The sequence below is a fragment of the Thermosynechococcus sp. JY1331 genome (assembly GCF_031583475.1).
In the GTDB taxonomy this organism is placed as follows: Bacteria; Cyanobacteriota; Cyanobacteriia; order Thermosynechococcales; family Thermosynechococcaceae; genus Thermosynechococcus.
Genome location: NZ_CP134180.1, coordinates 2,485,844 through 2,511,078, shown reverse-complemented (window position 1 = coordinate 2,511,078; position 25,235 = coordinate 2,485,844). Strand labels below are relative to the sequence as shown.

Annotated in this window: 24 protein-coding genes; 7 read left to right on the top strand and 17 right to left on the bottom strand. The window is 53.6% G+C overall.

Annotation, left to right across the window (positions count from 1 at the left end; all coding sequences use genetic code 11):
* Positions 1 to 22: 22 nt before the first annotated feature.
* The 14 genes from RHJ31_RS12350 to RHJ31_RS12285 all read right to left on the bottom strand — a co-directional run bounded on the left by RHJ31_RS12350 (position 23) and on the right by RHJ31_RS12285 (position 16,294).
* A complete protein-coding gene (locus tag RHJ31_RS12350; protein WP_302676796.1) occupies positions 23 to 2,461 on the bottom strand; it encodes a phosphoketolase in 2,439 nt (812 codons plus the stop codon).
* 239 nt (positions 2,462 to 2,700) lie between these two features.
* Positions 2,701 to 3,498 (bottom strand): TatD family hydrolase, encoded by a 798-nt coding sequence (locus tag RHJ31_RS12345; RefSeq protein WP_302676795.1) that lies wholly within the window; start codon positions 3,496 to 3,498, stop codon positions 2,701 to 2,703.
* A gap of 5 nt (positions 3,499 to 3,503) precedes the next feature.
* Positions 3,504 to 3,800, bottom strand: a complete 297-nt coding sequence (rpsT, locus tag RHJ31_RS12340; protein ID WP_149820827.1) for a 30S ribosomal protein S20 — start codon at positions 3,798 to 3,800, stop codon at positions 3,504 to 3,506.
* A 42-nt stretch (positions 3,801 to 3,842) separates the two neighbouring features.
* On the bottom strand, positions 3,843 to 4,604 hold the full coding sequence (gene larB / locus RHJ31_RS12335; protein ID WP_302676794.1) for a nickel pincer cofactor biosynthesis protein LarB: 762 nt from the start codon (positions 4,602 to 4,604) through the stop codon (positions 3,843 to 3,845).
* A complete protein-coding gene (locus RHJ31_RS12330; RefSeq protein ID WP_302676793.1) occupies positions 4,605 to 6,071 on the bottom strand; it encodes a site-2 protease family protein in 1,467 nt (488 codons plus the stop codon).
* Positions 6,072 to 6,096: 25 nt separating this feature from the next.
* Positions 6,097 to 8,025 (bottom strand): molecular chaperone HtpG, encoded by a 1,929-nt coding sequence (gene htpG / locus RHJ31_RS12325; RefSeq protein ID WP_302676792.1) that lies wholly within the window; start codon positions 8,023 to 8,025, stop codon positions 6,097 to 6,099.
* Positions 8,026 to 8,062: 37 nt separating this feature from the next.
* A complete protein-coding gene (gene hemW, locus RHJ31_RS12320) occupies positions 8,063 to 9,262 on the bottom strand; it encodes a radical SAM family heme chaperone HemW (RefSeq protein WP_302676791.1) in 1,200 nt (399 codons plus the stop codon).
* A gap of 7 nt (positions 9,263 to 9,269) precedes the next feature.
* Positions 9,270 to 10,076: a hypothetical protein gene (locus RHJ31_RS12315; protein WP_302676790.1), complete on the bottom strand. Its 807-nt coding sequence runs from the start codon at positions 10,074 to 10,076 to the stop codon at positions 9,270 to 9,272.
* A gap of 101 nt (positions 10,077 to 10,177) precedes the next feature.
* Positions 10,178 to 11,260, bottom strand: coding sequence for a photosystem II q(b) protein (psbA, locus tag RHJ31_RS12310; protein WP_181495653.1), 1,083 nt, complete (start codon positions 11,258 to 11,260; stop codon positions 10,178 to 10,180).
* Between the two features lie 225 nt (positions 11,261 to 11,485).
* Positions 11,486 to 13,027: a Gldg family protein gene (locus RHJ31_RS12305; RefSeq protein ID WP_302676789.1), complete on the bottom strand. Its 1,542-nt coding sequence runs from the start codon at positions 13,025 to 13,027 to the stop codon at positions 11,486 to 11,488.
* Between the two features lie 12 nt (positions 13,028 to 13,039).
* A complete protein-coding gene (locus RHJ31_RS12300) occupies positions 13,040 to 13,867 on the bottom strand; it encodes an ABC transporter permease (protein ID WP_302676788.1) in 828 nt (275 codons plus the stop codon).
* Complete coding sequence (locus tag RHJ31_RS12295) at positions 13,860 to 14,831, bottom strand: ABC transporter ATP-binding protein (protein WP_302676787.1); 972 nt, start codon at positions 14,829 to 14,831, stop codon at positions 13,860 to 13,862. Before RHJ31_RS12295 ends, RHJ31_RS12300 begins: the two co-directional genes overlap by 8 nt.
* A gap of 59 nt (positions 14,832 to 14,890) precedes the next feature.
* Entirely contained in the window at positions 14,891 to 15,640 is a 750-nt protein-coding gene (locus tag RHJ31_RS12290; RefSeq protein WP_302676786.1) for an MBL fold metallo-hydrolase, read from the bottom strand.
* A gap of 51 nt (positions 15,641 to 15,691) precedes the next feature.
* On the bottom strand, positions 15,692 to 16,294 hold the full coding sequence (locus RHJ31_RS12285; protein ID WP_302676785.1) for an aminodeoxychorismate/anthranilate synthase component II: 603 nt from the start codon (positions 16,292 to 16,294) through the stop codon (positions 15,692 to 15,694).
* 60 nt (positions 16,295 to 16,354) lie between these two features.
* Between RHJ31_RS12285 and RHJ31_RS12280 the strand changes: the two genes are divergently transcribed.
* Entirely contained in the window at positions 16,355 to 17,098 is a 744-nt protein-coding gene (locus RHJ31_RS12280) for an HAD family hydrolase (protein WP_302676784.1), read from the top strand.
* A 44-nt stretch (positions 17,099 to 17,142) separates the two neighbouring features.
* Here RHJ31_RS12280 and RHJ31_RS12275 read toward each other — a convergent pair whose 3' ends face one another.
* Both RHJ31_RS12275 and RHJ31_RS12270 read right to left on the bottom strand, forming a co-directional pair.
* Entirely contained in the window at positions 17,143 to 17,820 is a 678-nt protein-coding gene (locus tag RHJ31_RS12275) for a RibD family protein (protein WP_302676783.1), read from the bottom strand.
* Positions 17,817 to 18,170 (bottom strand): DUF1830 domain-containing protein, encoded by a 354-nt coding sequence (locus RHJ31_RS12270; protein WP_302676782.1) that lies wholly within the window; start codon positions 18,168 to 18,170, stop codon positions 17,817 to 17,819. The genes RHJ31_RS12275 and RHJ31_RS12270 overlap by 4 nt, the downstream gene beginning before the upstream one ends.
* A gap of 214 nt (positions 18,171 to 18,384) precedes the next feature.
* Here RHJ31_RS12270 and RHJ31_RS12265 point away from each other — a divergent pair, with 214 nt between their 5' ends.
* The 6 genes from RHJ31_RS12265 (at position 18,385) to RHJ31_RS12240 (ending at position 24,764) form a co-directional block, all read left to right on the top strand.
* On the top strand, positions 18,385 to 19,947 hold the full coding sequence (locus RHJ31_RS12265; protein ID WP_302676781.1) for a photosystem II high light acclimation radical SAM protein: 1,563 nt from the start codon (positions 18,385 to 18,387) through the stop codon (positions 19,945 to 19,947).
* 87 nt (positions 19,948 to 20,034) lie between these two features.
* Positions 20,035 to 21,048 carry a type I glyceraldehyde-3-phosphate dehydrogenase gene (locus tag RHJ31_RS12260; RefSeq protein WP_206201109.1) on the top strand — a complete coding sequence of 338 codons (1,014 nt, stop codon included), beginning with the start codon at positions 20,035 to 20,037 and terminating at the stop codon, positions 21,046 to 21,048.
* Positions 21,049 to 21,082: 34 nt separating this feature from the next.
* Positions 21,083 to 22,237 carry an alanine--glyoxylate aminotransferase family protein gene (locus RHJ31_RS12255; protein ID WP_206201110.1) on the top strand — a complete coding sequence of 385 codons (1,155 nt, stop codon included), beginning with the start codon at positions 21,083 to 21,085 and terminating at the stop codon, positions 22,235 to 22,237.
* 3 nt (positions 22,238 to 22,240) lie between these two features.
* Positions 22,241 to 22,705, top strand: coding sequence for an MEKHLA domain-containing protein (locus tag RHJ31_RS12250; RefSeq protein WP_206201600.1), 465 nt, complete (start codon positions 22,241 to 22,243; stop codon positions 22,703 to 22,705).
* A gap of 45 nt (positions 22,706 to 22,750) precedes the next feature.
* Positions 22,751 to 23,761 carry a DUF389 domain-containing protein gene (locus RHJ31_RS12245; protein ID WP_302676780.1) on the top strand — a complete coding sequence of 337 codons (1,011 nt, stop codon included), beginning with the start codon at positions 22,751 to 22,753 and terminating at the stop codon, positions 23,759 to 23,761.
* A 91-nt stretch (positions 23,762 to 23,852) separates the two neighbouring features.
* Positions 23,853 to 24,764 (top strand): branched-chain amino acid transaminase, encoded by a 912-nt coding sequence (locus tag RHJ31_RS12240; protein ID WP_302676779.1) that lies wholly within the window; start codon positions 23,853 to 23,855, stop codon positions 24,762 to 24,764.
* A 20-nt stretch (positions 24,765 to 24,784) separates the two neighbouring features.
* On the opposite strand, the gene RHJ31_RS12235 is transcribed toward RHJ31_RS12240, so the two are convergent.
* Complete coding sequence (locus tag RHJ31_RS12235; RefSeq protein ID WP_315862956.1) at positions 24,785 to 25,207, bottom strand: ATP-binding protein; 423 nt, start codon at positions 25,205 to 25,207, stop codon at positions 24,785 to 24,787.
* Positions 25,208 to 25,235: the final 28 nt, after the last annotated feature.

Here is a 25,235-nt window from a genome sequence, read left to right as displayed (position 1 = left end):
AGCATCAACCTAGAGGATCAAGCTAAAATGGCCAAGTCCAGTGGCTAAACTCCGGCTTGTCCACACCGTACTCGTAGGCGTAGTTGCGGGCTTCAATTTGCATGTTGCGGAATTTCTCCTTGGCATGGGCACCCGCCACTTGAAGACCGGGGAGGCGATCAATGGCATCAATGGCAAGACTAAAGCGATCAATCTCATTATTGATGGCCAACTCAAGGGGGGTGTTGATGTTGCCCTTTTCTTTGTAGCCGCGCACGTGCAAATTACGGTGATTGTGACGGCGGTACGTGAGACGATGGATCAACCACGGATAACCATGGAAGTTAAAGATAATCGGGCGATCGAGGGTAAAGAGACTATCAAAGTCGCGATCGCTCAGGCCGTGGGGGTGTTCGGTTTCCGGTTGCAGCTTAAAGAGATCCACCACATTGATATAGCGAATCTTCAACTCTGGAAACTCCTGCCGCAGGAGGGCGATCGCCGCCAACGCCTCTTGGGTGGGAATATCCCCGGCACTGGCCATCACCAGATCGGGTTCACAGCTTTGATCATTGCTGGCCCAATCCCAAATGCCTAGCCCCTTCGTGCAGTGGATAATTGCCTGATCCATCGTCAGGTACTGCAAGTGCAACTGCTTGTCGGAGACAATCACATTCACATAGTTTTTGCTCCGCAGGCAGTGATCCGCCACCGACAGCAGTGAGTTGACATCAGGCGGTAAGTAAATGCGCGTAACCTTTGCACTCTTGTTGCAGACAATATCCAAAAATCCCGGATCCTGGTGGGTGAAGCCATTGTGATCCTGCCGCCACACCGTGGACGTAATCAGCAAGTTCAACGAGGCCACATCTGCCCGCCACGAGAGTTCATTGCAGATGCTCAACCATTTGGCATGTTGGTTAAACATCGAGTCAATGACATGGACAAAGGACTCGTAGGTGGAGAAGAAGCCATGGCGACCCGTCAGCAGATAGCCCTCCAGCATCCCCTCCATGGTGTGCTCGCTGAGCATTTCAATGACGCGACCATTAGGGGACAATTCACCGCCATCGGCGTCCTCCTCAAAGTATTCCGCAATCCAGAATTTCTTGCTGACCTCGTAAATGGCATTGAGCTTATTCGAGGTATTTTCATCGGGACCAAAGACACGGAAATTGGTCATGTTATTGCGCATCACATCCCGCAGGAAGACTCCAAGGGGACGGGTATTTTCCACCTCAATTTGGGCGGGTTTCTCAAACGTAATGCCGTACTGCCGAAAGTCGGGCATTTTCAAATCCTTGCGCAATAGCCCACCATTGGCGTGGGGATTCATGCCCATACGGTAGTTGCCGGTTGGCGCCAAGGCTTTGAGTTCAGGACGAAATGTGCCATTCTCATCAAAGAGTTCTTCGGGACGGTAGCTGCGCAGCCAATTTTCAAGGAGCTTCAGGTTTTCAGGGTTGGTGTGGACATCGGCCATAGGCACTTGGTGTGCTCGCCAGAAGCCTTCCACTTTGTGGCCATTCACTTCCGCAGGGCCTGTCCACCCTTTGGGGGTGCGCAGCACAATCATCGGCCAACGGGGCAAGGTGGTGACGCCCTCTTGCCGAGCCGCTCGTTGAATCTCCTTAATTTTAGTCACGCAGTAATCGAGGGTGGCGGCCATTGCTTGGTGCATTGAGGGGCGATCGGAACCTTCGACAAAGCAGGGTTCATACCCTAGACCCCGGAAGAAGTTTTCCAAATCTTGATGGGGAATGCGTGCCAGAATCGTCGGGTTGTTAATCTTGTAGCCATTCAAGTTGAGAATCGGCAAGACTGCCCCATCGCGCGCCGGGTTGAGGAATTTATTGATGTGCCATGAGGTGGCCAAAGGCCCCGTTTCTGCTTCCCCATCGCCAACCACTGCCGCCACAATTAAATCAGGATTGTCAAAGGCAGCACCACAGGCATGGGAGAGGACATAGCCCAATTCTCCCCCTTCGTGTATCGAGCCGGGCGTTTCTGGGGTGCAGTGGCTGCCAATGCCACCGGGGAAGGAGAACTGCTTGAAGAATTTTTTGAGGCCGTGGGCATCCTCACTAATGTTGTGGTAAATCTCGGTGTAACTGCCTTCAAGGTAAACAGGTGCCAAAACCCCCGGTGCCCCATGACCGGGACCCGCTAGGAAAATCACCTCCTGTTGGTACTTTTTAATAATGCGATTGAGGTGAAGGTAGCAAAAGGACAGACCCGGACTCGATCCCCAGTGACCAAGGAGGCGTTTTTTGATGTGTTCAGGCTTGAGGGGTTCCTTGAGTAGGGGGTTATCGAGCAAATAGATCATGCCCACGGCCAGATAGTTACAGGCACGGAAGAAGGCATCCATGGCCTCAACTTCACTATCACTCAAGGGCTGTCCTTGAATCGTGGCGCGAGCAGAACCAAAAGCATGAATATCAGCGGTGAGTTCGGTGGGACGGGGAGGAGAGCTAACCATACAGTATCCTCGTCAAGTCAGCATGAGTATCAAGAAAATCAACCGAGATCATATAGATCAAAGTGCTAACGGCGTTGATCAAGAATCCACGAATTGCCTACTTACTAATCGGGACACATCCTAAACTATCGTCTTTAGCCTACAGCCCCATCCTAGGATGCTGAAACGGCTAGGCTCGCAAATGCGCTAGATTTTTTAACGTTGATTCAATTCAGTAAACTTCCCAATGCCTGAGCAATTTATGCGGCAACTTCTGGGGGCAGGGGGAGGCGAAAGAGCTGACAGGCGTTGAGGGTGGTTTGCTGTTCTAATTCCAAGAGGTCACATTGTCGCAGACGGGCGACGGCTTCAGCCACAAAGCGCACATAGCTGGGTTCATTGCGTTTTTCGCCGCGTTTGGGCACAGGGGCAAGGAAGGGGCAATCCGTTTCCACCAGTAGGCGATCGCTGGGAACCATTTGTGCCGAGGCATGGATTTGTTTGGCGTTCTTAAACGTGACGGTGCCGCTAAAGCTGATAAAAAGACCCAGATCGAGAAACCACTCCGTTTCTGCGGGGGTACCACCCCAGCAGTGCATCACTCCTTGCACCGGCCCGCGATCGCGCACAAACTGTTGAAGTAGATCCCGCGCGGCAGCGGCTGCCTCCCGACAGTGGATAATCACTGGCAGATTCAAGCTGTGGGCAACCTCCAACTGTGCCCAAAAGGCCGCTTCCTGTTCTTCGCGATTCGTGGCTTTGTAAAAATCTAAACCTGTTTCGCCAATGGCAACCACCTTGGGTTCACTGGCGGCAAGGCGGGCAATTTTTTCCTTGAGATCCGGCTGCCACTGCTCTGTATCTAGGGGATGGAGACCCACTGCCATAAAGAGTTCGGGAAACTGCACGGCAAGGCTCTGAATGGTGGGAAATTCACTGGGTTCAACGCAGGAGTGAACCAGCCGCACCACTCCCGCAGATCGCCAGCGTTCAGCCACTGAGTCCAGATCGGATGCGTACTCTGGAAAGTTGAGATGGACGTGGGTATCCACCAACATGGGGATTAGGCAGCCGGTTGCAGCGTTTTGTTGAGGATACGGGTCAGCCGCGCTTTACGACGGGCACCGGTGTTGCGATGGAGCACACCGCGCTTAACCGCTTTGTCAATTTTGCTAAAGGCCAAGTTGAGTCGCTGCTGGACTTCCGCCAGTTTTTCCGGAGTGGGATCGGCAGCATACTGACTAATAGCGGTCAAGTAGTTTTTAATCAGCGTCCGCACTGCCGAGCGATAGGCTTTGTTGCGAAGACGGTTGCGCTCAGCAATTTGGGCACGTTTAGCGGCAGATTTGATGTTAGCCACAGGTCACCTGATGATCAATCACACGTTAAGAACAAATAACCATTATAACCGTTGACTGAGCGATCGCAAGATCTTGGCCGCCAGCATTGCCGCCCCAAAGCCATTGTCAATATTGACGACACCAATGCCGGGGGCACAGGAGTTGAGCATTGTCAGTAGCGCTGCCAAACCGCCAAAATTCGCGCCATAGCCAATACTGGTGGGTACAGCAATCACGGGTACCGAGACTAGCCCCGCCACCACACTGGGAAGTGCCCCCTCCATGCCCGCAACCACAATGAGCAGGGCCATCTCCTCTAGGCGATCGCGCACACTCAACAGCCGATGAATCCCCGCCACCCCCACATCCCAAAATCGCTCAACCCCAAATCCTGACAGTTGCAACGTCACTGCTGCCTCTTCGGCCACGGGTAGATCCGCTGTGCCGGCACAGACCAAGCCCACCGGCAGGGGAAACTGCGGCGGCAAAATGGGGGCTGTACTGCAAATCCGTGCCTTTTCAAAATAGTGCAGTCCCCCGAGGCGCGATCGCACTGCCTCAAACACCTCGGAGGAAATGCGCGTGGCCATTACACAGGGATAGTGGGGACGCATCCGCTCCAAAATCTCGGCAATCTGCTGCGGGGTTTTGCCGTGTCCCCAAATCACCTCTGGAAAGCCAGTGCGCTGCTGCCTTTGGTGATCAATGCGCGCAAAATCACCAATGGGTTCGTAGGACAGGTGTTGCAGTTGGCGATAGGCGGTCTCTACGCTCAGTTGCCCTTGGGCGACTGCCGCCAAAATCTGCCGCAGTGAATCGGGCATTTAGCCTCCAATTCCCAAGCGACCCGCTAGCCCCGGCGCCATCGGGATCAAGGTAGCGGCCATCAGGAACAACAGCAGCAGACCAAGACCAGCACGGGTATCATCGGGTTCGGTGATCTCATCGAGACTGGGCTGATCCATATCCCGCTGCAACAGCAGAATCACCAACGCCCAATACAAGGCCAAGGGGTTGACGATCGCCACCAAGCCCAAGACCACAAGGGTAATAATCGTCAGTCGTTTGGCGGTTTTGGTACCGTAAATGGCTTGAATAATCCGCCCCCCATCCAGTTGTCCTGCGGGCATCAAGTTCAAGGCCGTCATGATCAAGCCCAGCCAGCCCAAAATCACAAAGGGATGCACCATCACCACTTCACTTTGCAACTGCTGCCCCAAAAAGAGCTTGGCGATCGTCCCCACCAAAATCGAGCCTTGGAAAAAGAGGGTTGGCACCTCTAACCCCTGACTCGTGGGCGAGAGAACAAGGCCAATGGCCAACAACAGCAGCGAAACACTACCAGCCGCGATCGCCCCTGCTGCACCAATGTCAAAGAGTTGACTGCGATTGGCAAGGAAGGATTCAATGCGGGTCATGGCCCCAAAAGTCCCCAACTGCCACGCCGGCAAAAAGATGGGCGGCCCCAAGCGTGCCCGATAGCGTTTGGCCATTAGCCAGTGACCCCCTTCCCGTATAGCGGCAATGCCAAAGAGACCCAAGGCAAAGGGGAGCGATCGCTGGAAAAGTCCTGCTGTCGGATTTCCCAGTAAGCTAAACCCCTGCAGGATGGCACTGGTCTCGAGACAGGTTCCAAGGGTGGCCACGGCCAAGAAAACCGCTGCCAGCTTCTGAAGATTGCCCGAGCGAATCGGTTCGGTCGTCATTGGTAAAATCACGACCATCGGCTTGCCCTCCCCATTGGCCACCATAAAAAGGCGATAGCGATCGGGCAAGGCGGCCTGTAGGCGTTCAGTGAGTTGCTGATGCACCACTTTGGCCTCTCCCCGCAGATTCCCTGGGCAGATCACGCCCCCTTTGTAGGGAATGTAGTCGGTGGCGAAGTAGGTATCCACGCTAAAGATACTTTGAATGGCTTGTAGGTCTTCGGCGGGAAGGCTGGGGCGTGCAGTAGGCTGGGCTGGGGTCGTCTGCTCTGTGGTGGCTTGCTCTAGTTCCGAACGGCCAGAGGGAGCAGAGGGTAGGGGCAATTCGGCGGTGGCCGCCAGCGATCGCAACCAACGGCCAAGGGCAACATAGGCCACAATCGAGAACACCAGCCCAAAGAGCACGGCAGCAAAGTTAATCACAATCCCAAAGCTGAGGCTGCCAAAAACCACTAGCCAAGGGAGCATCAGGACAAGGGTTTGCAGCCAAGCCACAATCCCCAGCTTGCCGTAGGGCAGATTGCGGTACAGTCCCCACGCCAGTAGGGCGATCGCTCCCGCCAATAGGCCTACCGTAATAATCATGCGTTACCTCCCGCCTCTGCAAACGTTAGCGCATGGCCATAGTGGTCAGTTGGGTCAGGACTTGACTGGCACGCTCTGTAAATTGCTGCATACCATTGGCATCAAAGCCCCGCTGCGACATTAAGGCCAAATCGTAGATATACTGACACAGCTTTTCGACCAATGCACCCGTTTCTGAGGTGCCGCTGGTCTGAATAATCGTGCCTTGGTTGAGGCTGAGGAGATTTTGCACCAAGGGATGGGCGGTATTGACAACCAAGATATGCTCCTCTGGCAACTGGGCATTGGGTTGCTGCTGCATCATTGCCATCATTTCCTGCATCCGCCGACTCGTTTCCGGCAGCAGGATCATCGCCGGGGGGGCATCGGCCTTGAGGGCTTCGGTGCGAATCGTCAGCTTTGGCTTTTTCAGCACAGATTCAAAGAGGGATTTGATCTGCTCGCTGCGGGTCTTCTTCGTGGTGGGATCCACTAGTTCGCTCTCTTTATTTTTGTCAATGAGCGTCTCATCCAGTTCTGCATCTACCCGCAGGAACTTGACATCGCAGTAATTTTGCTCCAGCCACGGCACAAAGTGGGTATCAATGAAGCTGTCCATAAACAGGACTTCAATCCCTTGGCTTTTAAGCAGTTGTACGTAGGTGGCTTGGTTCACCTCATCGGTGCAGTAATAGACGCGATTGCCTTGGCGCTCTTGGTTGCGCTCGAGGTACTCCTTGAGGGTGGTGTAGGTTTTGCCATCCACTTGGATGCCCCCCTCACTGGCCCAGACATCCTCGCTCTCTTTGGAGGTGAGTTCGGCCGTGGTGCGGTAGATGAGAATATCTTCCACCTGCTTTTTGAACTTCTCATCGTTGATGGAACCGAATTTGACAAAGGTGCCCAAGTCTTGCCACGAGCGTACGTAGGCCGCCGCGTCTTCGCGGTATAGCTCCTTCAGGCGATCGCCCACCTTTTTGGCAATGTAGTCGGCAATTTTGCGCACCGTGCGATCGTTTTGCAGGAAACTGCGGGACACATTCAGGGGAATGTCGCTGCTGTCAATGACCCCCCGCAAAGGCAGCAAAAAGCGCGGGATCACCTCTTCGCAGTTATCGCTGACAAAGACTTGGTTGCAGTAGAGCTTAATTTGCCCTTTGGTGACATCAATATCGGGGCGCAGCTTTGGAAAGTAGAGAATGCCATTGACCACAAAGGGATAGTCGGTATTGAGGTGAACCCAAAGCAGCGGGTCTTCTTGAAAGGGATAGAGATAGCGGTAAAACTCGAGATAGTCTTCTTTGCTGAGGCTATTGGGAGAACTCTTCCAAGGGGCAATTTGTTTATTAATTTGCTCACCCTCTAGCTTAATTGGCACCGGCAAAAAGTCACAGTATTTGCGCACCAATTCACGAATGCGGCCGGGTTCTAGGTACTCCAACTCACCCTCTTGCAGGGTTAGGGTGACGGTTGTCCCAACACTAGTGCGCTGACCATCGGAGAGGGTAAATTCAGTGGAACCATCACAGGTCCAATGCACGGGGACAGCACCTTCGCGGTAGGAGAGGGTATCAATTTCCACCCGTTCTGAGACCATGAAGGCGGAGTAAAAGCCAAGGCCAAAGTGACCAATGATTGCGTCTTCCCCTTCCCCTTTGTACTTTTGAACGAATTCTTCGGCACTGGAAAAGGCCACTTGGGTAATGTACTTTTTCACCTCCTCGGCGGTCATGCCAATGCCATTGTCGGCGATCGCCAGCTTTTTGTTTTCTTTGTCAATCGTGATCGTCACTTCCGGGTGATCCACATCGCCGCTATATTCCCCAGAACGTGCCACCATCCGCAGTTTTTGGATTGCATCTACCGCATTGGAGACCAGTTCCCGCAGGAAAATCTCATGATCGGAGTAGAGCCACTTTTTAATGATTGGAAAAATGTTCTCAGTATGGATTGAAATGGTTCCCTGTTCCAACATGATGCTTCCCGTGAGTGTATTCTTGGTCAGACAACCTCTAGTGTATCGGTAGGGGTTGCCCTTGCTGTTGGTGGAAAACCGATCTCTCCATCGCCTCCCAAAGAGTGACAATGACGGTATTGGCCATCAAAAATCCTTCTGGCTGGGTCAAGTGCAGGCGATCGCCCGTCAAAGAAAGCATCTCTGGAGACATGTTTGCCGCTGCTGCTTGTAGGGCTTCAACCCACGACATCGGAAATTCATCCGCCAGAGCAGTTAAAGAGAGGCCATCCCTGAGGCGCAAGCCCAGCATCAGGGTTTCCAGCCAGCGATCCCACCGGGCATCTGGACTGACTTGATTGAGGCTCTCGGGTAAACTTTGCAGCCATTGATAGTATTCACGGCGGGTACGCGGACGGCTGAGGCGACAATGCCCGAGATAACTGGTGGCGCCCATGCCAAAGCCATAGTAGGGTTGATTGCGCCAATACACTTGATTGTGACGACAGGCAAACCCCGGTCGGGCATAGTTAGAAATTTCGTAGTGATCGTAGCCCGCTGCGGTTAAGATTTCGTGGCCAAGGCGATAGGCAGCGGCGGCCTGTTCTTGGGTGGGTAGGGGGGCTGCTTCGGGTTGATAGCGTTTGCTGAAGACGGTTTTTGGCTCAATGATCAGGTCGTAGATGGATAGATGGGTAGGGTTGAGGGCGATCGCTTGCTCTAGGGAGCGTTGCCAACGCTGCAGGGATTGATTCGGTAGCCCCAAAATGAGATCCATGCTCCAATTTTCCACCCCAACCTCGTGAATCAGAGCCACTGCACGCTCAACATCGGTCACATCGTGACTACGGCCACACACTTGCAATAGCTCATTGTCAAAGGCCTGTACACCCAAGCTGACGCGATTCACCCCTACTTTGAGATAGGCCTGCAATTGTTTTAAGTCAAAGGTTCCCGGATCCATTTCCATAGAAATTTCTGCCCCTTGGGCAATGCCTATTTGGCGATCGAGGGCTTCCAGCAGTTGGCCAATGTATTGAGGCGGGACTAGAGACGGTGTTCCCCCCCCAAAAAAAATCGTTTGGAGTGATGGCGGCTCAGCAGGGGTGTGGGCAATTTCTTGACAGAGTGCAGCCACATACTCTTGGATAAGTGACTCTGCCAGCGTCGGAGAATCTCCCACTACCGTAATCGGAAAGTCACAGTAGAAGCAGCGGCGCCGACAAAAGGGCAGATGAATGTATGCGGCTCTAGTCATTGTTTTCTTAACTGGTTTGTGATGAAATCTGGTCAGGCAGCCGACCTTTGGCAACCAATAACTCCCATGCCCGCAAAACAGCGACCAAATCAGAGGCAAGGCGGTATTCATTGGCTTCAGCAAAGCGCACCGTTGCGGTGGGGGTCGAGACGAGATGAATAGGCACCGGTCGCTCTAGGGGTGTGGGTACAAAGTCAAAGCCATTGAAGCGCTCAAACCGGCGATCGCTCAACCATTGATTAAATTGACTGACTTGAGCAGGTGTCACTGTGCGTAGGGTGCGGCTGAGGGTTTCCCCGCGAGCATTGGTGGTTTGCTGCACAATCCGACCATCGTTATAAAGCAGTGTCGTTGTTGTTGAGGGTGAACGATTTCCAGAGGCATCACTTTGCCGAATCACGCGAAAACTCACGCCCTCAGGAAGGGGGGGCGGCAACTCCTCTGGACTCAGGCGTTGCGGTCGCTGAATCAGGGTGCCGATCATCCGACTGCCAGCGGCATCCCAAAGAATCAGGGAACCACTGTGATTGCTGCGATAGACCCACTGCTGGGGGTAAGGCGCCTTGGGATTCGTCAGGGTAATTTCCCAACCGGGGGTTAAACGCTCAGCACAATCCACCCGCAATCCCCCCAAGCCCAAACAGCCATCAGACCAAACTTTGGGCTGAACTTGAACTACGCTAATTTGCGCTGGTTCCTCACCAAACTGCTCGGCAGCGATCGCGATCGCCCGCGTAATGATCTCTGGAGCTGGTGTTGCTGCTTGCACCACAAGAGGCACTGCCACTGCCAAGAGGGATGTCCAACCATTCATTAACAAAGTCTCTACCCTTTGACCATCATCATAAAAAAAGACCGCCCCCGATGAAGAGGCGGTTCCTTATAACTAAACGCTAGTTAGCGTTGCTCTAGGAATTAGCCGTTGATGCTAGGAGCAATCATGGCCACAGGAGCAGACTCAGCGCTGGCCAAGTCGAGGGGGAAGTTGTGAGCATTACGCTCGTGCATCACTTCCATACCCAAGTTGGCACGGTTGATGATGTCAGCCCAGGTGTTGATCACGTTGCCTTGAGCATCGACAACGGAGTGGTTGAAGTTGAAACCGTTGAGGTTGAAGGCCATCGTGCTGATACCCAGAGCGGTGAACCAGATACCGATCACCGGCCAAGCGGCGAGGAAGAAGTGCAGCGCACGGCTGTTGTTGAAGCTGGCGTATTGGAAGATCAAGCGACCAAAGTAACCGTGGGCAGCCACAATGTTGTAGGTTTCTTCCTCTTGACCGAATTTGTAACCGTAGTTTTGAGACTCGGTTTCGGTGGTTTCACGGATCAAGCTGGAGGTCACCAGAGAACCGTGCATCGCGGAGAACAGAGCACCACCAAAGACACCAGCCACACCCAGTTGGTGGAAGGGGTGCATAAGGATGTTGTGCTCAGCTTGGAACACAAGCATGAAATTGAAGGTACCAGAAATACCGAGGGGCATACCATCGGAGAAGCTGCCTTGACCAATGGGGTAGATCAAGAACACAGCGGTAGCGGCAGCCACAGGAGCGGAGTAGGCCACGCAGATCCAAGGCCGCATACCGAGGCGGTAGCTGAGTTCCCACTCACGACCCATGTAGCAGAAGACACCGATCAAGAAGTGGAAGATGATCAGTTGGTAAGGGCCACCGTTGTAAAGCCACTCATCAAGGGAAGCAGCTTCCCAGATGGGGTAGAAGTGCAAGCCAATGGCGTTGCTGGAGGGGACAACCGCACCCGTGATGATGTTGTTGCCATAGATCAAGGAGCCAGCGACAGGCTCACGAATGCCATCGATGTCCACAGGGGGAGCAGCGATGAAAGCAATCACGAAGCAGATGGTAGCAGCGAGCAGAGTGGGGATCATCAACACACCGAACCAGCCCACATAGAGGCGGTTGTTGGTGCTGGTAACCCAGCTGCAAAATTGCTCCCACAGGTTCAGTTGCTCGCGACGTTGTAAAACAGTCGTCATAGTGATAAGTCCTGTTGAACAAGATGAATGAATGTTACAAACCGTTTACACTCCCAAATCGAGTCCCTGAGAGGCCTCAGGCGCACCCGCTGGCGTCGTGCAACGGAATGTAACCTTATATTAACCAATCTCTCAGGAAAATGTAAAGGGTTGTGTCTGAATTTTATATTTTGTTAATGATTTCTCAGGGATCAGGGGTGGTCACGCGCGATCGCCAGTGAAGAGTTAGCGGCGCCGCCACCAGACAAAAACGGCTGAGCCAAACCCGACAAGGGGCAACAGAAAGACACTGATAATCTCTAGCCAACGACTGGTGGTGACATTGAGTTGCAGGCGGCGATTGGTGGTTTCGCGCGGCCGAATCGAGAGTGCCTTTTGGTCGCGATCGCCCAACCAGAGCACGGAATTGACAAAGAGATCACTATTAATCCCTTGGTAGGCAATCACGCCATCGGTGGCGAATTCCGAATCCCCAAAGACCACCAAGCGGGCTTCCTTCGGTGGGTTATCACTCAACTGACGGGTAATCGCTACACCAATCGGCAGCGGCCCTTTGGTATCGACACCTTCAGTGAATTCAAGGTTGCCCGACTGCCAGTCGGTTTCCGCCCAAGTTTGCGGGCTCGAGAGGGCAATTTCCACAATGTCATCATCCTTCACAGGATCAATGCGAATGGCTTGCGCGCGGGGAAAGACACTCGGACCTTGGGCAAAGCGTTGAGTAATCGGGTGATTGCCATAGGTGGTGACAATAATCGTATCGGGACCGAGTCCCACCTGTTGACCCACACCAGAGCCGTCAATCACCCAGCGATTATCGAGGGTGAGTCCCCAGTTTTTCAGTAAATCATCCAGACCGGCGTTGACATCGACATCGAGCATTAGCAAAAGGCTACCACCCCGATTCAGGTACGCCTTGAGCAGATCTTGCTCCAGACGCAAAAAGGGTTGCCGCGGTCCAGCGACCACAATGACATTCGCATCCTCAGGAATTTTGCCCTTCTCCAGCAAATTCAGGGGCAGGAGTTCCACATCTCGCTGTTCGAGGAGTTTAGCCACTTCACTGAGACTGGCGGAGCCACCTGTGAGGGGAAGTTCATTGTGCCCCGTAGTGAAATAGGCACGGATCGTGCGATCGCTCGTCACCCGAATCAGGGCAGGGGTGAGGTTACTTTCGGAAAGGTCTTCATCAATGCGCTGCGTTTTCTCGCCCGCCACAACAATCACTTGCCCCACTTGAGTCACGTTGTACTTTTTAGCAAGGGCGGGTTGCTCTTGGGGGTCAATGAACTCAAATGAAAATTGGTTATGAGCCTGACGGCGGTACTGTTCCAACAACAGGCGATCGCGACTGGCAGCATTGGCATCAAACACCAATACCCGCACCGGCTGATCCAAAGTTTGCAGAACATCACGGGTTTCTGCCGCTAGGGTAAAGGCACGGTTTTCGGTGAGATCGATTTCAACACTGTAGCGATCGGCCAAAAAATTGACGATGCCCAATAGAGCAATCACCGCAATCACAGTCAGGAGGGCATTGGTACTCGTTTGGGTAGAACGCCGCCCCCAAAACCCTGTGGAGACGCGACTTTGCTGGATCAGCCACAGCAGTAGGGCAATCCCCCCCAAAGCTAAAAGGCTCAAGGGTAACCAATTCCAGCGATTGGTGATGATGCCAGCACTCAAGCCAGCAATGATCAAAAGTGGCGCCGCCCACAGCAATACCGTGGTCAATCGTTCGGGTGAGCCTAGGGCAAAGCGTTTCATGACCGGTACCCCCTAATTGCGCTGGTAACGAAAGGCATCAATGGACTGTGCCGTGAGGAAGATGCCGAGGAAAATATAACTACCAAAGACAACAAGACTACTGCTGCGAAAAATTCCCCGTGTCAGGTTGGTAAAGTGCTCTAGGGGTGAGAGGTAGGTGAGGATATCACTGAGATTCCCGCCAGTATTTTTAGCCAAGACATCCAGCACCCAAAGAATCAGCAACACCGCAAACCCCAAAATGGCCGCCAAGATCGTGCTATCGGTCAAGGATGAGAGAAACATCCCAAGGGAAAGCACCGCCGCCGCCAAAAGAATCAATCCGCCATTGCCCGCCAGAATTAGCCAAGGGGAGAGGGGGGGCGTACTCTGTTGGAGTGCCACAAACTGATAGACAATCACGGGCAGCAACAGCGTGGTATAAAACGTGAGCACTGCCAAGAGTTTACCCGTTGCCACACACCAGTTCGTAATCGGTGAGGTGGCCAAAAGTTCGAGGGTGCCGCGTTTGCGCTCTTCGGTGTAGAGTCCCATCGAGAGCATGGGCAAAATGACTTGGGAAATGGAGCCTAGGAGTCCAAGGAAACTTTCGAGGATGAGCTTGGGAACGTCAATGGCTTGGCTCGGCGCCCCAAACTGTTGTTGCAGCAAATCCTGCTGAGCCACTTGGCTAATAATTGTCGTCATCACAACGAGGAAAAACAGGCCGCTGAGCAGCCAGAACACTCCGGCAATCACATAGTAGAAGGGGGCACTAAAGTAACTCTGGAGTTCGCGGCGATAGATGGCAAGAATGTTGGCAAGGAGGACACGCAGCCCGTGGAGGGACACGCTAAGCATGGGCTTCTTCGGTGGTATCGCTGGGTTCTGCGGTGGGTTCATCGGTCGTTAGCTTCAAGAACACCTCCTCTAGGTTGGCACGGGAGCGGCGCATTTCAAAGAGTTGCACCCCATTTTGGACAAGGAGACTGGCGAGATCGGCACCGATTTCTGAAGGACTGCTGACCTGCAGTTGCTGTCGCCCTTGGGGAGTGCTATTGCCCCATGTGATCTGTTGCAGAGCAGGCAACTGTTGGAGGAGGGCTTCAATAGCGGCGCGATCGCCCACGAGTTCGAGGTCATAGGTGTAGCTACTGCTGAGGCGTTGCAGCAGTTCATCCAGTTGGCCAATGCCCGCCACTTCGCCTTTATTGATAATCACGGCGCGATCGCAGGTCATGCTCACTTCCGCCAAAATATGGGTAGAAAGGATCACTGTATGCTGCCCCGCCAAGTTTTTAATCAGGTTGCGCACCTCAATAATTTGCCGCGGATCGAGACCCACCGTGGGTTCATCCAGAATAATGGCTGGCGGATCGTGAACGATCGCTTGGGCAATGCCGACCCGCTGCCGATAACCCTTCGAGAGTTTGCGAATAATGGTGCGTTGCCGATCCCAGAGGCCGCAGCTTTTGAGGGCATATTCCACCCGCTGGGGGCGATCGCCCGCACTGACGCCCTTGATGCGAGCCACAAAGTGCAAATAGCCCGCCACCGTCATTTCCGTATAGAGGGGGGGATTTTCTGGCAGATAGCCAATGCGCTGCCGCACCGCCATCGGATTCGTGTGGACTTCATAGCCTGCAATAGATGCTGTGCCACTCGTTGCCGGTAGATACCCCGCCAAAATCCGCATTGTGGTGGTTTTGCCTGCGCCATTGGGGCCAAGGAGACCGAGAATCTCACCACTGGCCGCTGAAAAGCTGACATCCCGCAGCGCGACGGTTGTACCGTAAACCTTGGTCAGGTGTTCGACCTGAATCATGGCGTTTCCTCAACTCGTTCTACGGGAAACATTGACACACAATATAGCCGTTTTCCTCATCAAATACTGAGGACTTGGATAGTGGTATTTTGGGGCAGATTGGCTGCCGATAGACTGAGGGAGGCACCCCCACTGCGGCGAACCGGGGTTCCCTCCATAACTTTCAAAAAGTCCTCTAGCCCCGTCAGATCACAATTATTGGGGTCAGCCGCTGCCGTGCGATAGTGGGAAGGAATGACCAAACGGGGTTGCAAAACTTCAATGGCTGCCTTGGCCTCCTCAGCCGTATAGGCCTTGTCACTTCCTCCCACTGGCACAATCATCACATCAGGCCGTCCCATGAGAATGCGTTGTTCAATCGTGATCGGCATGGCAATGCCGCCCATATGCAAAAGATTGATGCCTCCCTGCTGCCAGCGCCAAACCACGTTGACGCCAAAGCGAAAGCCACCGACGCGATCATGACTGGTGCGGATGCCCTGAATACTCAAACCATTGACTTTATAGGAACCGGGTTGAAAAAGCAGTTTAGGCCGACCGGGTAAGCCTTCGATGTAACCCTCGTCCAAGAGGCGACTGCTAATCATGACAATATCAGCGGCAACGCGGGGTGGCCGCAATCCTTTGGTGCAACCAATGGGACGGAAGGGATTCACCAGTACCCGCTGACCACTGCCGGTGAAGAGAAAGCAGGTGTGGCCAAACCATTGCAGAGAGAGACCGCCCCCTTGGGCATGGGCTGCCCAGTGTCCACTCAGGCTGGCGATCGCCCCAACTTGAGCCCAACGCAAGAACTGCCGCCGTTCCATTTTCTCTCCCCACACTCCTATTCCAGCTCAGTGTACCGAAAAGTGGCTGGCTCACAACGATGGACTGGACAGCCGTCGCAAAAAGTTCCGTAGCAGGTCTTTGCCGCAGGTGGTGAGAATGCTCTCCGGATGGAATTGCACCCCTTCCAGCGTCGGATAGTGGCGGTGGCGCACTCCCATAATCAGGCCATCCTCTGTCCAAGCCGTAATTTCCAATAGATCAGGGCAACTGTCACGATCAATCACAAGGCTGTGGTAGCGGGTTGCGGTAAAGGGTTGGGGCAAATTTTGGAACACCCCCACACCACTGTGGTAAATTTCTGACGTTTTGCCGTGCATGAGGGTTGGTGCGAGCGTCACCGTGCCGCCAAAAACTTCACCAATTGCTTGATGTCCCAAGCAAACCCCCAAGATGGGTAGTGTGCCAGCATAGGTGCGGATCAGGGCTTCAGAAATCCCCGCATCGGCAGGGCGACCCGGACCAGGAGAAATCACAATACCTGCAGGGGCGAGGGCAGCGATCTCATCGAGGGTGATCTTGTCGTTGCGAAAGACGCGCAGATCCGCAGCAACTGGGAACTCCTGCGCTAGCTCTCCTAGGTACTGCACAAGGTTGTAGGTGAAGCTGTCGTAGTTATCAATAACGATAAGCAAGGGGGCAACGTCCTCTATCTTTTTTATTCTTTATGATCCTACTACCCAGAGGTTTTCTGAATGGTACGGCTCTCCTGTCGCGGACACGCTTTTGAACCTGTGGCAGCGGTGGTGTTTGATAAGGATGGCACCCTCGCAGATGTTGCTGAGTACTTGAAAGAGCTGGCGATCGCCCGCGCTGCGGCAGTTGCTGATCATTTCCCCAATCTCAAGCAATTGTTGCTCCAAGCCTTTGGTGTAAGGGGGGAGCACTTGGATGCAGGGGGATTGCAAGCTGTAGGAACACGGCAGGAGAATCTGATTGCCGCAGCAGCCCTTGTTGCCAGCCAAGGGGTTTCATGGATTGCCGCCCTAGAGCTGGTGAGTGCTGCCTTTGAAGCAGCAGAGCTAAAATTTACAACCAAAGCAGCGTTAACCCCTCCCCTGCCGAGGGTGATTGAATTGGTACAACAGTTGCATGGAATGAACTGTGCCTTGGCGATTATTTCTGGCGATCGCAGGTCGGAAATCGAGGCTTTTTTAGACACCTATCACCTGAAGCCCTTTTTCCAATGCTGGCAGGGGGGAGATGAGCCACCCACGAAGCCCGATCCGCAGGTACTCCTGAGGGTGTGCGATCGCCTTGGGGTGCGACCCGATCAAACCGTGGTTATTGGCGATGCCGATAGTGATGGCCTCATGGCACAGCGGGGGGGTGCAGCGGGCAGCATTGGTGTTACGTGGGGTTGGCATCGGCCACCAGTGCTCAATTACTGTGATTGCATCCTTGCCTCACCCTTGGAGATGCAGATTAGTGCTGACTGAGAACTAATTAGACTCAGTGGTGATTGAGGGTTACTCGCAATGAGTCAAGCATAATTAAGGCGGTAGTGCAGATAAACCTCATTGCCCACGGGCAAGACATTCAGGAGCGTCAACCTCCCTGAGAAGGCAATCTCCTCTGGATAGAGGCTAGGCGCTACCGACCCTAGGAGGAGGGGGCAGAGGGTCAACCACAATTCGTCAATGGCAGCCATCTGCAACAGGGAGGCGAAAAGCTGTCCTCCTCCCAACACGGCCAAGGTTTGTACACCAGCCCCTTGAATGTGCCTAAACGCCTGTGGCCAGTCAATCTCCGCCACCCCAGCAGACCAACAGTGATCAAAGGCAGTGGATCCTTGCCAGCAGCTGGCGCCTTTCTCGGTGGTCAGTAAAGCGCGCGAAACGGGCTGGCGAAAGAAGGGAAGATTGAAGTCTAATTCACCACTAGCGGAGCAGACAATTTGCAGCGGTTGGGGCGATCGCCCTTGGTGCTCCCGCTCAGCAATCAGATGGGGAGACTGAAGGCGCATCGCTGTCCCCCCCAAACGCAATGTTGTCGCCCCAAAGAGTACCGCATCCACCTGTGCCACCTGCTGTTCAAGGTGCTGAAAGTCATAGGCCGAGCCAATCCGCTGACCCAAAGCATCGGCACGAGCAAGGCGGCCATCTAAACTGCTGGCCAAAACTGCAATGGTGTAGGGGCGATAACTATTGAGTTGACTCAATGGAGCATCACTTTTTCCGTTGCTGTAGCGGACTCATCATACCACTGTAGCCAAGGCTGGAGGTTGCCATCATGGACAAAAACATGATCTGCCCTTTCTTGCACTTGCAGCTCACAACAGGGAATCGTATCGGCAAGAAGGGCACTAGCCATGGTGCCGCTGTGAACCTCCAGTTGTCCCGCTGGCGGTGATTCAAAGAAAAGCCGTTGTCCTGGAAAAACGACTCGCTCAAAATACCAATTGGGAATATTGGTAATGCGCACCACCTGAATTCTGCTAGTGGCGTTGACATAACAGCAGAGGATGCGATCGCAACTATCGCTAGGGACGGGATCAAAGATTTGCGGCATAGGAAGTAATGGTTTCTTATAGGGACGTGTCTTTACCCTTGTTAGCCTAACATTGCCAATTCGATCCAGTTGTAAACTCAACTACAGGATGGACAGTTCATCCTTTCCTTGAGTTCCGGTGATCCCCTGTTGGAAAGGCACAAATGTGTTAAAACCTAAACAGCGATAGAGATTTATTAAGAACTTAGCGTTTCCATAGATCTTGGGCTAGCCTATGTCCCCGCGTGTCCTTTATGTCCGTCTCCCCTGCAATCCCATTTTTCCCATTGGCGTGGTTTATCTGGCTGACTACATCCACAAGCAACTGCCAAGCATCGAGCAGCGGATTTTTGATCTAGGGACGGTACCGCCCTTGGATTTTCGTCGTGCCCTTGCCCAAGTCATTGATGAATTTCAACCCACGCATCTGGTTTTTTCTTGGCGGGATATTCAAATCTATGCCCCTGTGGGGGGACGGGGCGGCAATCCACTGCAACATGCCTTTGAGGTCTATTACGCCCGCAATCCCTTGGTGAAGCTGCGGGGGGCGATCGGGGGTCTGCGGGTGATGAGTGCCTACTATGGTGAACTCTGGCGAAACCTCAATTTAATCCGTTTGGGACTCCACCATGCCAAGCGTCACCATCCGCAAGTCACGACCATTGTCGGTGGCGGTGCCGTCAGTGTTTTTTATGAACAATTGGGGTCTCAATTGCCCAAAGGCACCATTGTTTCCGTTGGTGAAGGGGAAACGCTGCTGCACAAAGTCCTAACGAACCAGCCAATTGCCGGGGAGCGTTGCTACATTGCGGGTGTGGAAAAGCCCCGCGATCGCCTGATCCACGAATGGCCAACCCCCATCGAAAAAACCGCCTGCAACTACGACTACATTGAGACGATCTGGCCCGAATTTGAATACTACCTTCAGGGGGGTGACTTTTATATTGGCGTGCAAACCAAGCGTGGCTGTCCCCACAACTGCTGCTACTGCGTCTATACCGTGGTTGAAGGCAAACAGGTGCGCATCAACCCTGCTGAAGAAGTCGTCGCCGAAATGCGCCAGCTCTACAATCGCGGTGTGCGCAACTTTTGGTTTACCGATGCCCAGTTTATCCCCGCCCGCAAATTTATCCCCGACGCGATCGCCCTGCTGCGGGAAATCCTGAAAGCAGGCATGAATGATATTCACTGGGCAGCCTACATTCGTGCTGACAACCTCACCCCCGAACTGTGTGACCTGATGGTGCAAACGGGGATGAATTACTTTGAAATCGGCATTACCAGTGGCTCCCAAGAATTGGTGCGAAAAATGCGCATGGGCTATAACCTGCGCACCGTGCTGCAAAACTGCCGCGATTTGAAAGCCGCCGGCTTCAACGCCCTCGTCTCTGTGAACTACTCCTTCAATGTCATTGATGAGCGACCCGAAACCATCGCCCAGACCATTGCCTACCACCGTGAACTAGAAGGCATCTTTGGCGCTGACAAGGTGGAGCCAGCCATTTTCTTTATTGGTCTGCAACCCCACACCCATCTTGAGGCATATGCCCTTGAACACGGCATTTTGCGCCCCGGCTACAACCCTATGAGCCTGATGCCTTGGACGGCCAAGAAACTCCTCTGGAACCCAGAACCCATGGGATCCGTCTTTGGCGAAGTGTGCCTAGCGGCTTGGCGACTCAATCCCAATGACTTTGGCCGCACGGTCATGGATCTACTGGAGGAGCGATTTGGCCGTGCCCCCCTCGAGGCGGCATTGTCAGCACCCCTTGCGGAGACTCGTCTTGTGCATCGTTAAAAAAAACGCAATAAAATGACCATTCCCCCTTAGAATGTTTCCTAGATCATTTCTGGCAATGAGTTAGTAAACAGAGGAAGGGATCAGGTGGTTAGAGTCGCTATCAATGGTTTTGGGCGCATCGGTCGGAACTTCATGCGTTGCTGGTTACAGCGGAAAGCCAATAGCAAGCTAGAGATTGTAGGCATCAACGATACCTCCGATCCCCGCACCAATGCCCATTTGCTGAAGTATGACTCGATGCTAGGCATTTTCCAAGATGCCGAAATCAGTGCTGACGACGACTGCATCTATGCTGGTGGCCATGCGGTCAAATGTGTCTCTGATCGCAACCCCGAAAATCTGCCTTGGAGTTCGTGGGGAATTGATCTCGTTATTGAGGCCACGGGGGTCTTTACTAGCCGCGAGGGCGCGAGTAAACACTTAAGTGCAGGAGCAAAAAAAGTTCTGATTACCGCCCCCGGCAAAGGCAATATCCCCACGTATGTGGTCGGGGTGAATCACCACACCTACAATCCCAGTGAAGATATCGTCAGCAATGCCAGTTGCACCACCAACTGCTTAGCCCCCATTGTCAAAGTGCTCCATGAAACCTTTGGCATTCAGCAGGGGATGATGACGACGACCCACAGCTACACGGGGGATCAACGCTTACTCGATGCCAGTCACCGCGATCTGCGGCGGGCACGGGCAGCAGCGATGAACATTGTGCCCACCTCTACGGGGGCTGCTAAGGCAGTCGGATTGGTGATTCCCGAGTTGCAAGGTAAGCTGAACGGGATTGCCCTGCGGGTACCCACTCCCAATGTCTCTGTGGTTGATTTTGTTGCTCAAGTGGAAAAACCCACCATTGCTGAGCAGGTGAACCAAGTGATCAAGGAAGCCTCGGAAACCACAATGAAGGGGATTATCCACTACAGTGAATTGGAGCTGGTGTCTTCGGACTATCGGGGTCACAACGCCTCCTCGATTTTGGATGCGTCCCTCACGATGGTGATGGGGGGCAATCTAGTGAAAGTGGTGGCTTGGTACGATAACGAGTGGGGCTATAGCCAGCGGGTTCTGGACTTGGCAGAGCACATGGCCGCTCACTGGGCTTAGTCGTTTCATTTTAAGGATTGGTTCGCAACTCACGATGCAAGATAAATCGATGTTAATGATTCCGGGTCCGACGCCGGTACCGGAGTCGGTTCTTCTGTCCCTCAGCAAACATCCCATTGGCCATCGCAGCGGTGACTTTAGCGAGATCATGGCGGCGGTGACGTCAGGGTTGAAATGGCTGCATCAAACCACGAATGATGTGCTGATTTTGGCGGCCAGTGGCACAGGGGCAATGGAGGCCGGGATCATTAACTTTCTCAGCGCGGGCGATCGCGTGCTCGTAGGCTGTAATGGTAAGTTTGGCGATCGCTGGGCAGAGGTGTGCGATGCCTATGGCCTGAAAACGGAGCGCATTACGGCACCTTGGGGACAACCCCTCAACCCCGATGACTTCAAAACCGCCCTCGAGGCAGACACGGCCAAAACCATCAAAGCGGTGATCATTACCCACAGTGAGACCTCAACGGGCGTGATCAACGACTTAGAGGCAATCAACCGCCACGTCAAAGCCCACGGCCAAGCCCTGATCATTGTGGATGCCGTGACCAGTCTGGGCGCTGTGAGTGTGCCCATTGACGAGTGGGGGTTAGATGTTGTCGGTTCCGGTTCCCAGAAGGGGTATATGATCCCGCCGGGCTTGGCGTTTGTCAGCGTCAGTGCCAAGGCTTGGGAAGCCTACAAGACAGCCACGTTGCCGAAGTTCTATCTTGACTTGGGGAAATACCGCAAGGACGCTGCCAAGAACACAACCCCCTTTACGCCACCGGTGAATCTCTTCTTTGCCCTGAAGACCGCACTGGAGATGATGCAAGCGGAGGGCTTAGAGAATATCTTTGCCCGCCACCAGCGCTTGATGCAGGCCACCCGTGCGGCCATGAAGGCACTCAACTTACCCCTTTATGCGGCGGATCACTGCGCTAGTCCTGCGATTACGGCGGTGGCACCCCAAGGAGTGGAGGCCGAAAAGATTCGCAGCCTAATGAAAAAACGCTTTGACATTGCCCTAGCGGGTGGTCAAGATCACCTCAAGGGGCAAATTTTCCGAGTGGGTCACTTGGGTTTTGTCAGCGATCGCGATATTTTGGCAGCCATCAGTGCGCTTGAAGCTGTGCTTGGCGAATTGGGGTATAGCAACTTTAGCCCCGGCGCTGGGGTAGCCGCTGCCAGTCGTGTATTGACCACGGCCTAAGTGATGGAGCCTTGGTTGCAGCCACCAGCAGTCCAGCAAGCACGACGTATTTGCGCCAGTTTTCAGCACTGGACGGGGCGATCGCTCCTAGCTGCTCCGGCTGGGGATGACTTGAGCCTAGCACAGCAGTTGTTTCACTGGTCACAGCCCGTTCTCTCCCATGGGTGTGAGGCCGATCCCATCCTCAACTATGGCAACCAAGCCGCTCTCACCCTGTGGGAACTCTCTTGGCCGGAATTGGTGCAGCTTCCTTCGCGGCTGACGGCAGAACCCATGGCTCAAACTGAACGAGCAACCCTCCTTGCCCAAGCAGCCCGCCAAGGCTATGCCAACAACTACAGTGGTGTTCGTATTTCTCGTTCTGGGCGGCGGTTTCGCATTGAAAATGCTTGGATTTGGACTGTTTTGGATGAAGCGGGCAATCCAGTTGGCCAAGCAGCAACGTTTAATCAATGGCAGTTTCTGTAGCATTGATCTAACCCCTTGCGTATAAGTGACTGTACAAGGTTGTCCATGAAAGAACTCCTTGCCCATTGGTTGCATCAGGTTCAAGCCTTCCGCTATCACCGCCGTACGCCAGAAAGCCTCAATCAATTGATTCGGATACTGTATGCTGAATCCCATTTGAATGTTCCCTATGTGGTCTTGATTGTTACTTCCTGCGCGATCGCCACATTTGGTTTGCTCGCCAACAGTGCCGCTGTGATTATTGGGGCGATGGTGATTGCACCACTGATGCTGCCGATTCGCGGATTGGCCTTAGCCGCTCTCATTGGCGACTTCAAGATGTTTCGTGAGGCAGCGATTGCCTTGATTGTCGGCACCCTCATGGCCATTGGCATGTCTTGGACAATTGGTGTCATGGTGGGTCTTGAGGTCTATGGCAGTGAGATCATGGCCCGCTCCCAACCCAATCTGCTGGACTTGGGCATTGCGGTGGCCGCAGGTGCCGTGAGTGCCTATGCGGTGGCGGAACCCCGTGTTTCAAACACCTTGGCGGGGACAGCGATCGCCGTTGCGCTCATGCCGCCCGTTTGCACCGTTGGCCTTGGGATAGCGCAGTTGAATACGAGTCTGAGTGTGGGGGCAACGCTGCTATATTTCACAAACCTGCTAGGAATTACGCTGGCCTGCATGGTAGTTTTTGTCATTGTTGGCTATATCCCTTTGCATCAAGGGCGCCGTCCCCTCACCATTGCCGCTGCCCTCACCGCTCTGTTGGTGATTCCCCTCGCCATTAGCTTCAGTCGGCTCATTGAACAAGCACGGTTGCAACAGCAAGTACGAGAGGCACTGACTCGAGGAACGCTGACATTTCAACGCCTCGATCTGTTAGGTATGGAAACGAATTGGGTCAGTAACCCACCCGTGATTCGGGTGAATGTGCGTGCCCGCGAGCCGGTCACCCCAAAACAGGTGGCACTCATGGAAGAGTTTATCCAACAGCGGATGAATCGCCCTTTTCGTTTAGTCCTACAGGTGTCTAACATTGAAGAGGTCACCTCAGAGGAGCCGTTGCCCTAGTTTTTTGAGCGTTAAGCCAAAATGTTAGACTATTGAGACTGCAGCTGATCTTTGGCTGCATTTGTCTTTTGTCAACGCTTCCCATTGACCCATGAGTGACTTTCTCCCCTACGCCTATCTCAACGGTCAGTTTGTTCCCTTTGAAGAGGCCAAAATTTCTGTGGCCACCCATGCCCTCCACTACGGAACAGCCGCCCTAGGAGGCTTGCGCGGTCTCCCCAATCCGGCCAATTCCAAGGAAATTCTCCTCTTTCGTCTGGAGGATCACTGTCGTCGCCTAAGTCGCAGTGCCCACTATTTGGGCTATGAATTGCCTGCCAACGAGATTCAATCAAAAATTATTGAATGGGTGCAGAAAAATCAACCCACTGTGCCCTTTTATATTCGGCCTTTGGTCTATACCTCTGGGCTAGGCATTGCGCCACGGCTCCATGACATTGAGAAGGATTTTCTTATTTACGGCATGCCCCTTGGCGATTACCTGTCAGCTGCAGGCGTTACCTGTCGCATTAGTTCATGGCAGCGGCAGTGCGATCGCTCGTTTCCCCTACGGGGCAAGTTGACCACTTCCTATATTGTCTCGGCACTGGCAAAAACAGAGGCTGTTTCCTCCGGCTTTGATGAGGCGATTCTCCTCAATGACCAAGGGAAAGTCTGCGAAGCGTCGGGAATGAATCTCTTCTTGGTGCGGGATGGGCAATTGATTACGCCGAGCGTGGATCAAGACATTCTTGAGGGCATTACCCGCCGCAGTGTCATTGAGCTAGCACAGGCGGCTGGTGTCAAGGTGATTGAGCGGCCTGTGGATCGTACGGAACTTTTGATTGCCGATGAGGTCTTTTTAACGGGTACGGCTGCGCGAATTGTGCCCGTCAGTCGCATTGAGACCTACACGCTGCCCAGCGATCGCCCCCTGACGCTGCAACTTCAACAGCAATTACAGGCGATCGTGGAGGGCCGCGAGCCGCAGTATTGCCACTGGGTTGATGTCATTCCCCTTTAGCTCAAGGGGTTGTGATCCGTTCAGGTGAGGTACTTACACAGACTTAATTCGGTTCCTTTGGGGTTCCAATAGACCTCATCAAAGATGGCGTAGATCAAAAACAACCCCCGACCACATTCACAGTCAGCGGGGGGTAACAGCTCATCGGCAGTCTCAGAAACATGACAAGGGGGACAAAAGCCGTCTCCTTGATCGGTAATCACCCACCAGCATTGATCGGGGAAGAAGGTATAACGCACAAAAACCAGCTTTTCGGGATTGAGCTGATTGCCGTGGCGAGCTGCATTGACAAGGGCTTCTTGCAGGCCTAGCCTAATTTCATCTTTGTATTGGGGGGGAAGATCACTGAGTAGAATGTCTAGGATGGGTTGGAGAAAAAGCGTTGAGGGAAATGCTAGGGTTTGCCATTGAGGCGCAACGTACATTAACGTCATAGACGGCATAACCCGCGAAGGATAACTGGGCAGCGGG

Bases quoted from the DNA above. Each gene is read 5' to 3' on its own strand.
- RHJ31_RS12250 (WP_206201600.1), top strand. From the start codon at position 22,241: ATGGAGCCTTGGTTGCAGCCACCAGCAGTCCAGCAAGCACGACGTATT.
- psbA (WP_181495653.1), bottom strand. From the start codon at position 11,260: ATGACGACTGTTTTACAACGTCGCGAGCAACTGAACCTGTGGGAGCAA.
- RHJ31_RS12330 (WP_302676793.1), bottom strand. From the start codon at position 6,071: ATGATTATTACGGTAGGCCTATTGGCGGGAGCGATCGCCCTACTGGCG.
- hemW (WP_302676791.1), bottom strand. From the start codon at position 9,262: ATGACTAGAGCCGCATACATTCATCTGCCCTTTTGTCGGCGCCGCTGC.
- RHJ31_RS12280 (WP_302676784.1), top strand. From the start codon at position 16,355: ATGGTACGGCTCTCCTGTCGCGGACACGCTTTTGAACCTGTGGCAGCG.
- htpG (WP_302676792.1), bottom strand. From the start codon at position 8,025: ATGTTGGAACAGGGAACCATTTCAATCCATACTGAGAACATTTTTCCA.
- RHJ31_RS12235 (WP_315862956.1), bottom strand. From the start codon at position 25,207: ATGCCGTCTATGACGTTAATGTACGTTGCGCCTCAATGGCAAACCCTA.
- RHJ31_RS12265 (WP_302676781.1), top strand. From the start codon at position 18,385: ATGTCCCCGCGTGTCCTTTATGTCCGTCTCCCCTGCAATCCCATTTTT.
- RHJ31_RS12315 (WP_302676790.1), bottom strand. From the start codon at position 10,076: ATGAATGGTTGGACATCCCTCTTGGCAGTGGCAGTGCCTCTTGTGGTG.
- RHJ31_RS12270 (WP_302676782.1), bottom strand. From the start codon at position 18,170: ATGCCGCAAATCTTTGATCCCGTCCCTAGCGATAGTTGCGATCGCATC.
- RHJ31_RS12245 (WP_302676780.1), top strand. From the start codon at position 22,751: ATGAAAGAACTCCTTGCCCATTGGTTGCATCAGGTTCAAGCCTTCCGC.
- RHJ31_RS12290 (WP_302676786.1), bottom strand. From the start codon at position 15,640: ATGGAACGGCGGCAGTTCTTGCGTTGGGCTCAAGTTGGGGCGATCGCC.
- RHJ31_RS12350 (WP_302676796.1), bottom strand. From the start codon at position 2,461: ATGGTTAGCTCTCCTCCCCGTCCCACCGAACTCACCGCTGATATTCAT.
- RHJ31_RS12295 (WP_302676787.1), bottom strand. From the start codon at position 14,831: ATGATTCAGGTCGAACACCTGACCAAGGTTTACGGTACAACCGTCGCG.
- RHJ31_RS12305 (WP_302676789.1), bottom strand. From the start codon at position 13,027: ATGAAACGCTTTGCCCTAGGCTCACCCGAACGATTGACCACGGTATTG.
- RHJ31_RS12300 (WP_302676788.1), bottom strand. From the start codon at position 13,867: ATGCTTAGCGTGTCCCTCCACGGGCTGCGTGTCCTCCTTGCCAACATT.
- RHJ31_RS12240 (WP_302676779.1), top strand. From the start codon at position 23,853: ATGAGTGACTTTCTCCCCTACGCCTATCTCAACGGTCAGTTTGTTCCC.
- larB (WP_302676794.1), bottom strand. From the start codon at position 4,604: ATGCCCGATTCACTGCGGCAGATTTTGGCGGCAGTCGCCCAAGGGCAA.
- RHJ31_RS12255 (WP_206201110.1), top strand. From the start codon at position 21,083: ATGCAAGATAAATCGATGTTAATGATTCCGGGTCCGACGCCGGTACCG.
- RHJ31_RS12345 (WP_302676795.1), bottom strand. From the start codon at position 3,498: ATGTTGGTGGATACCCACGTCCATCTCAACTTTCCAGAGTACGCATCC.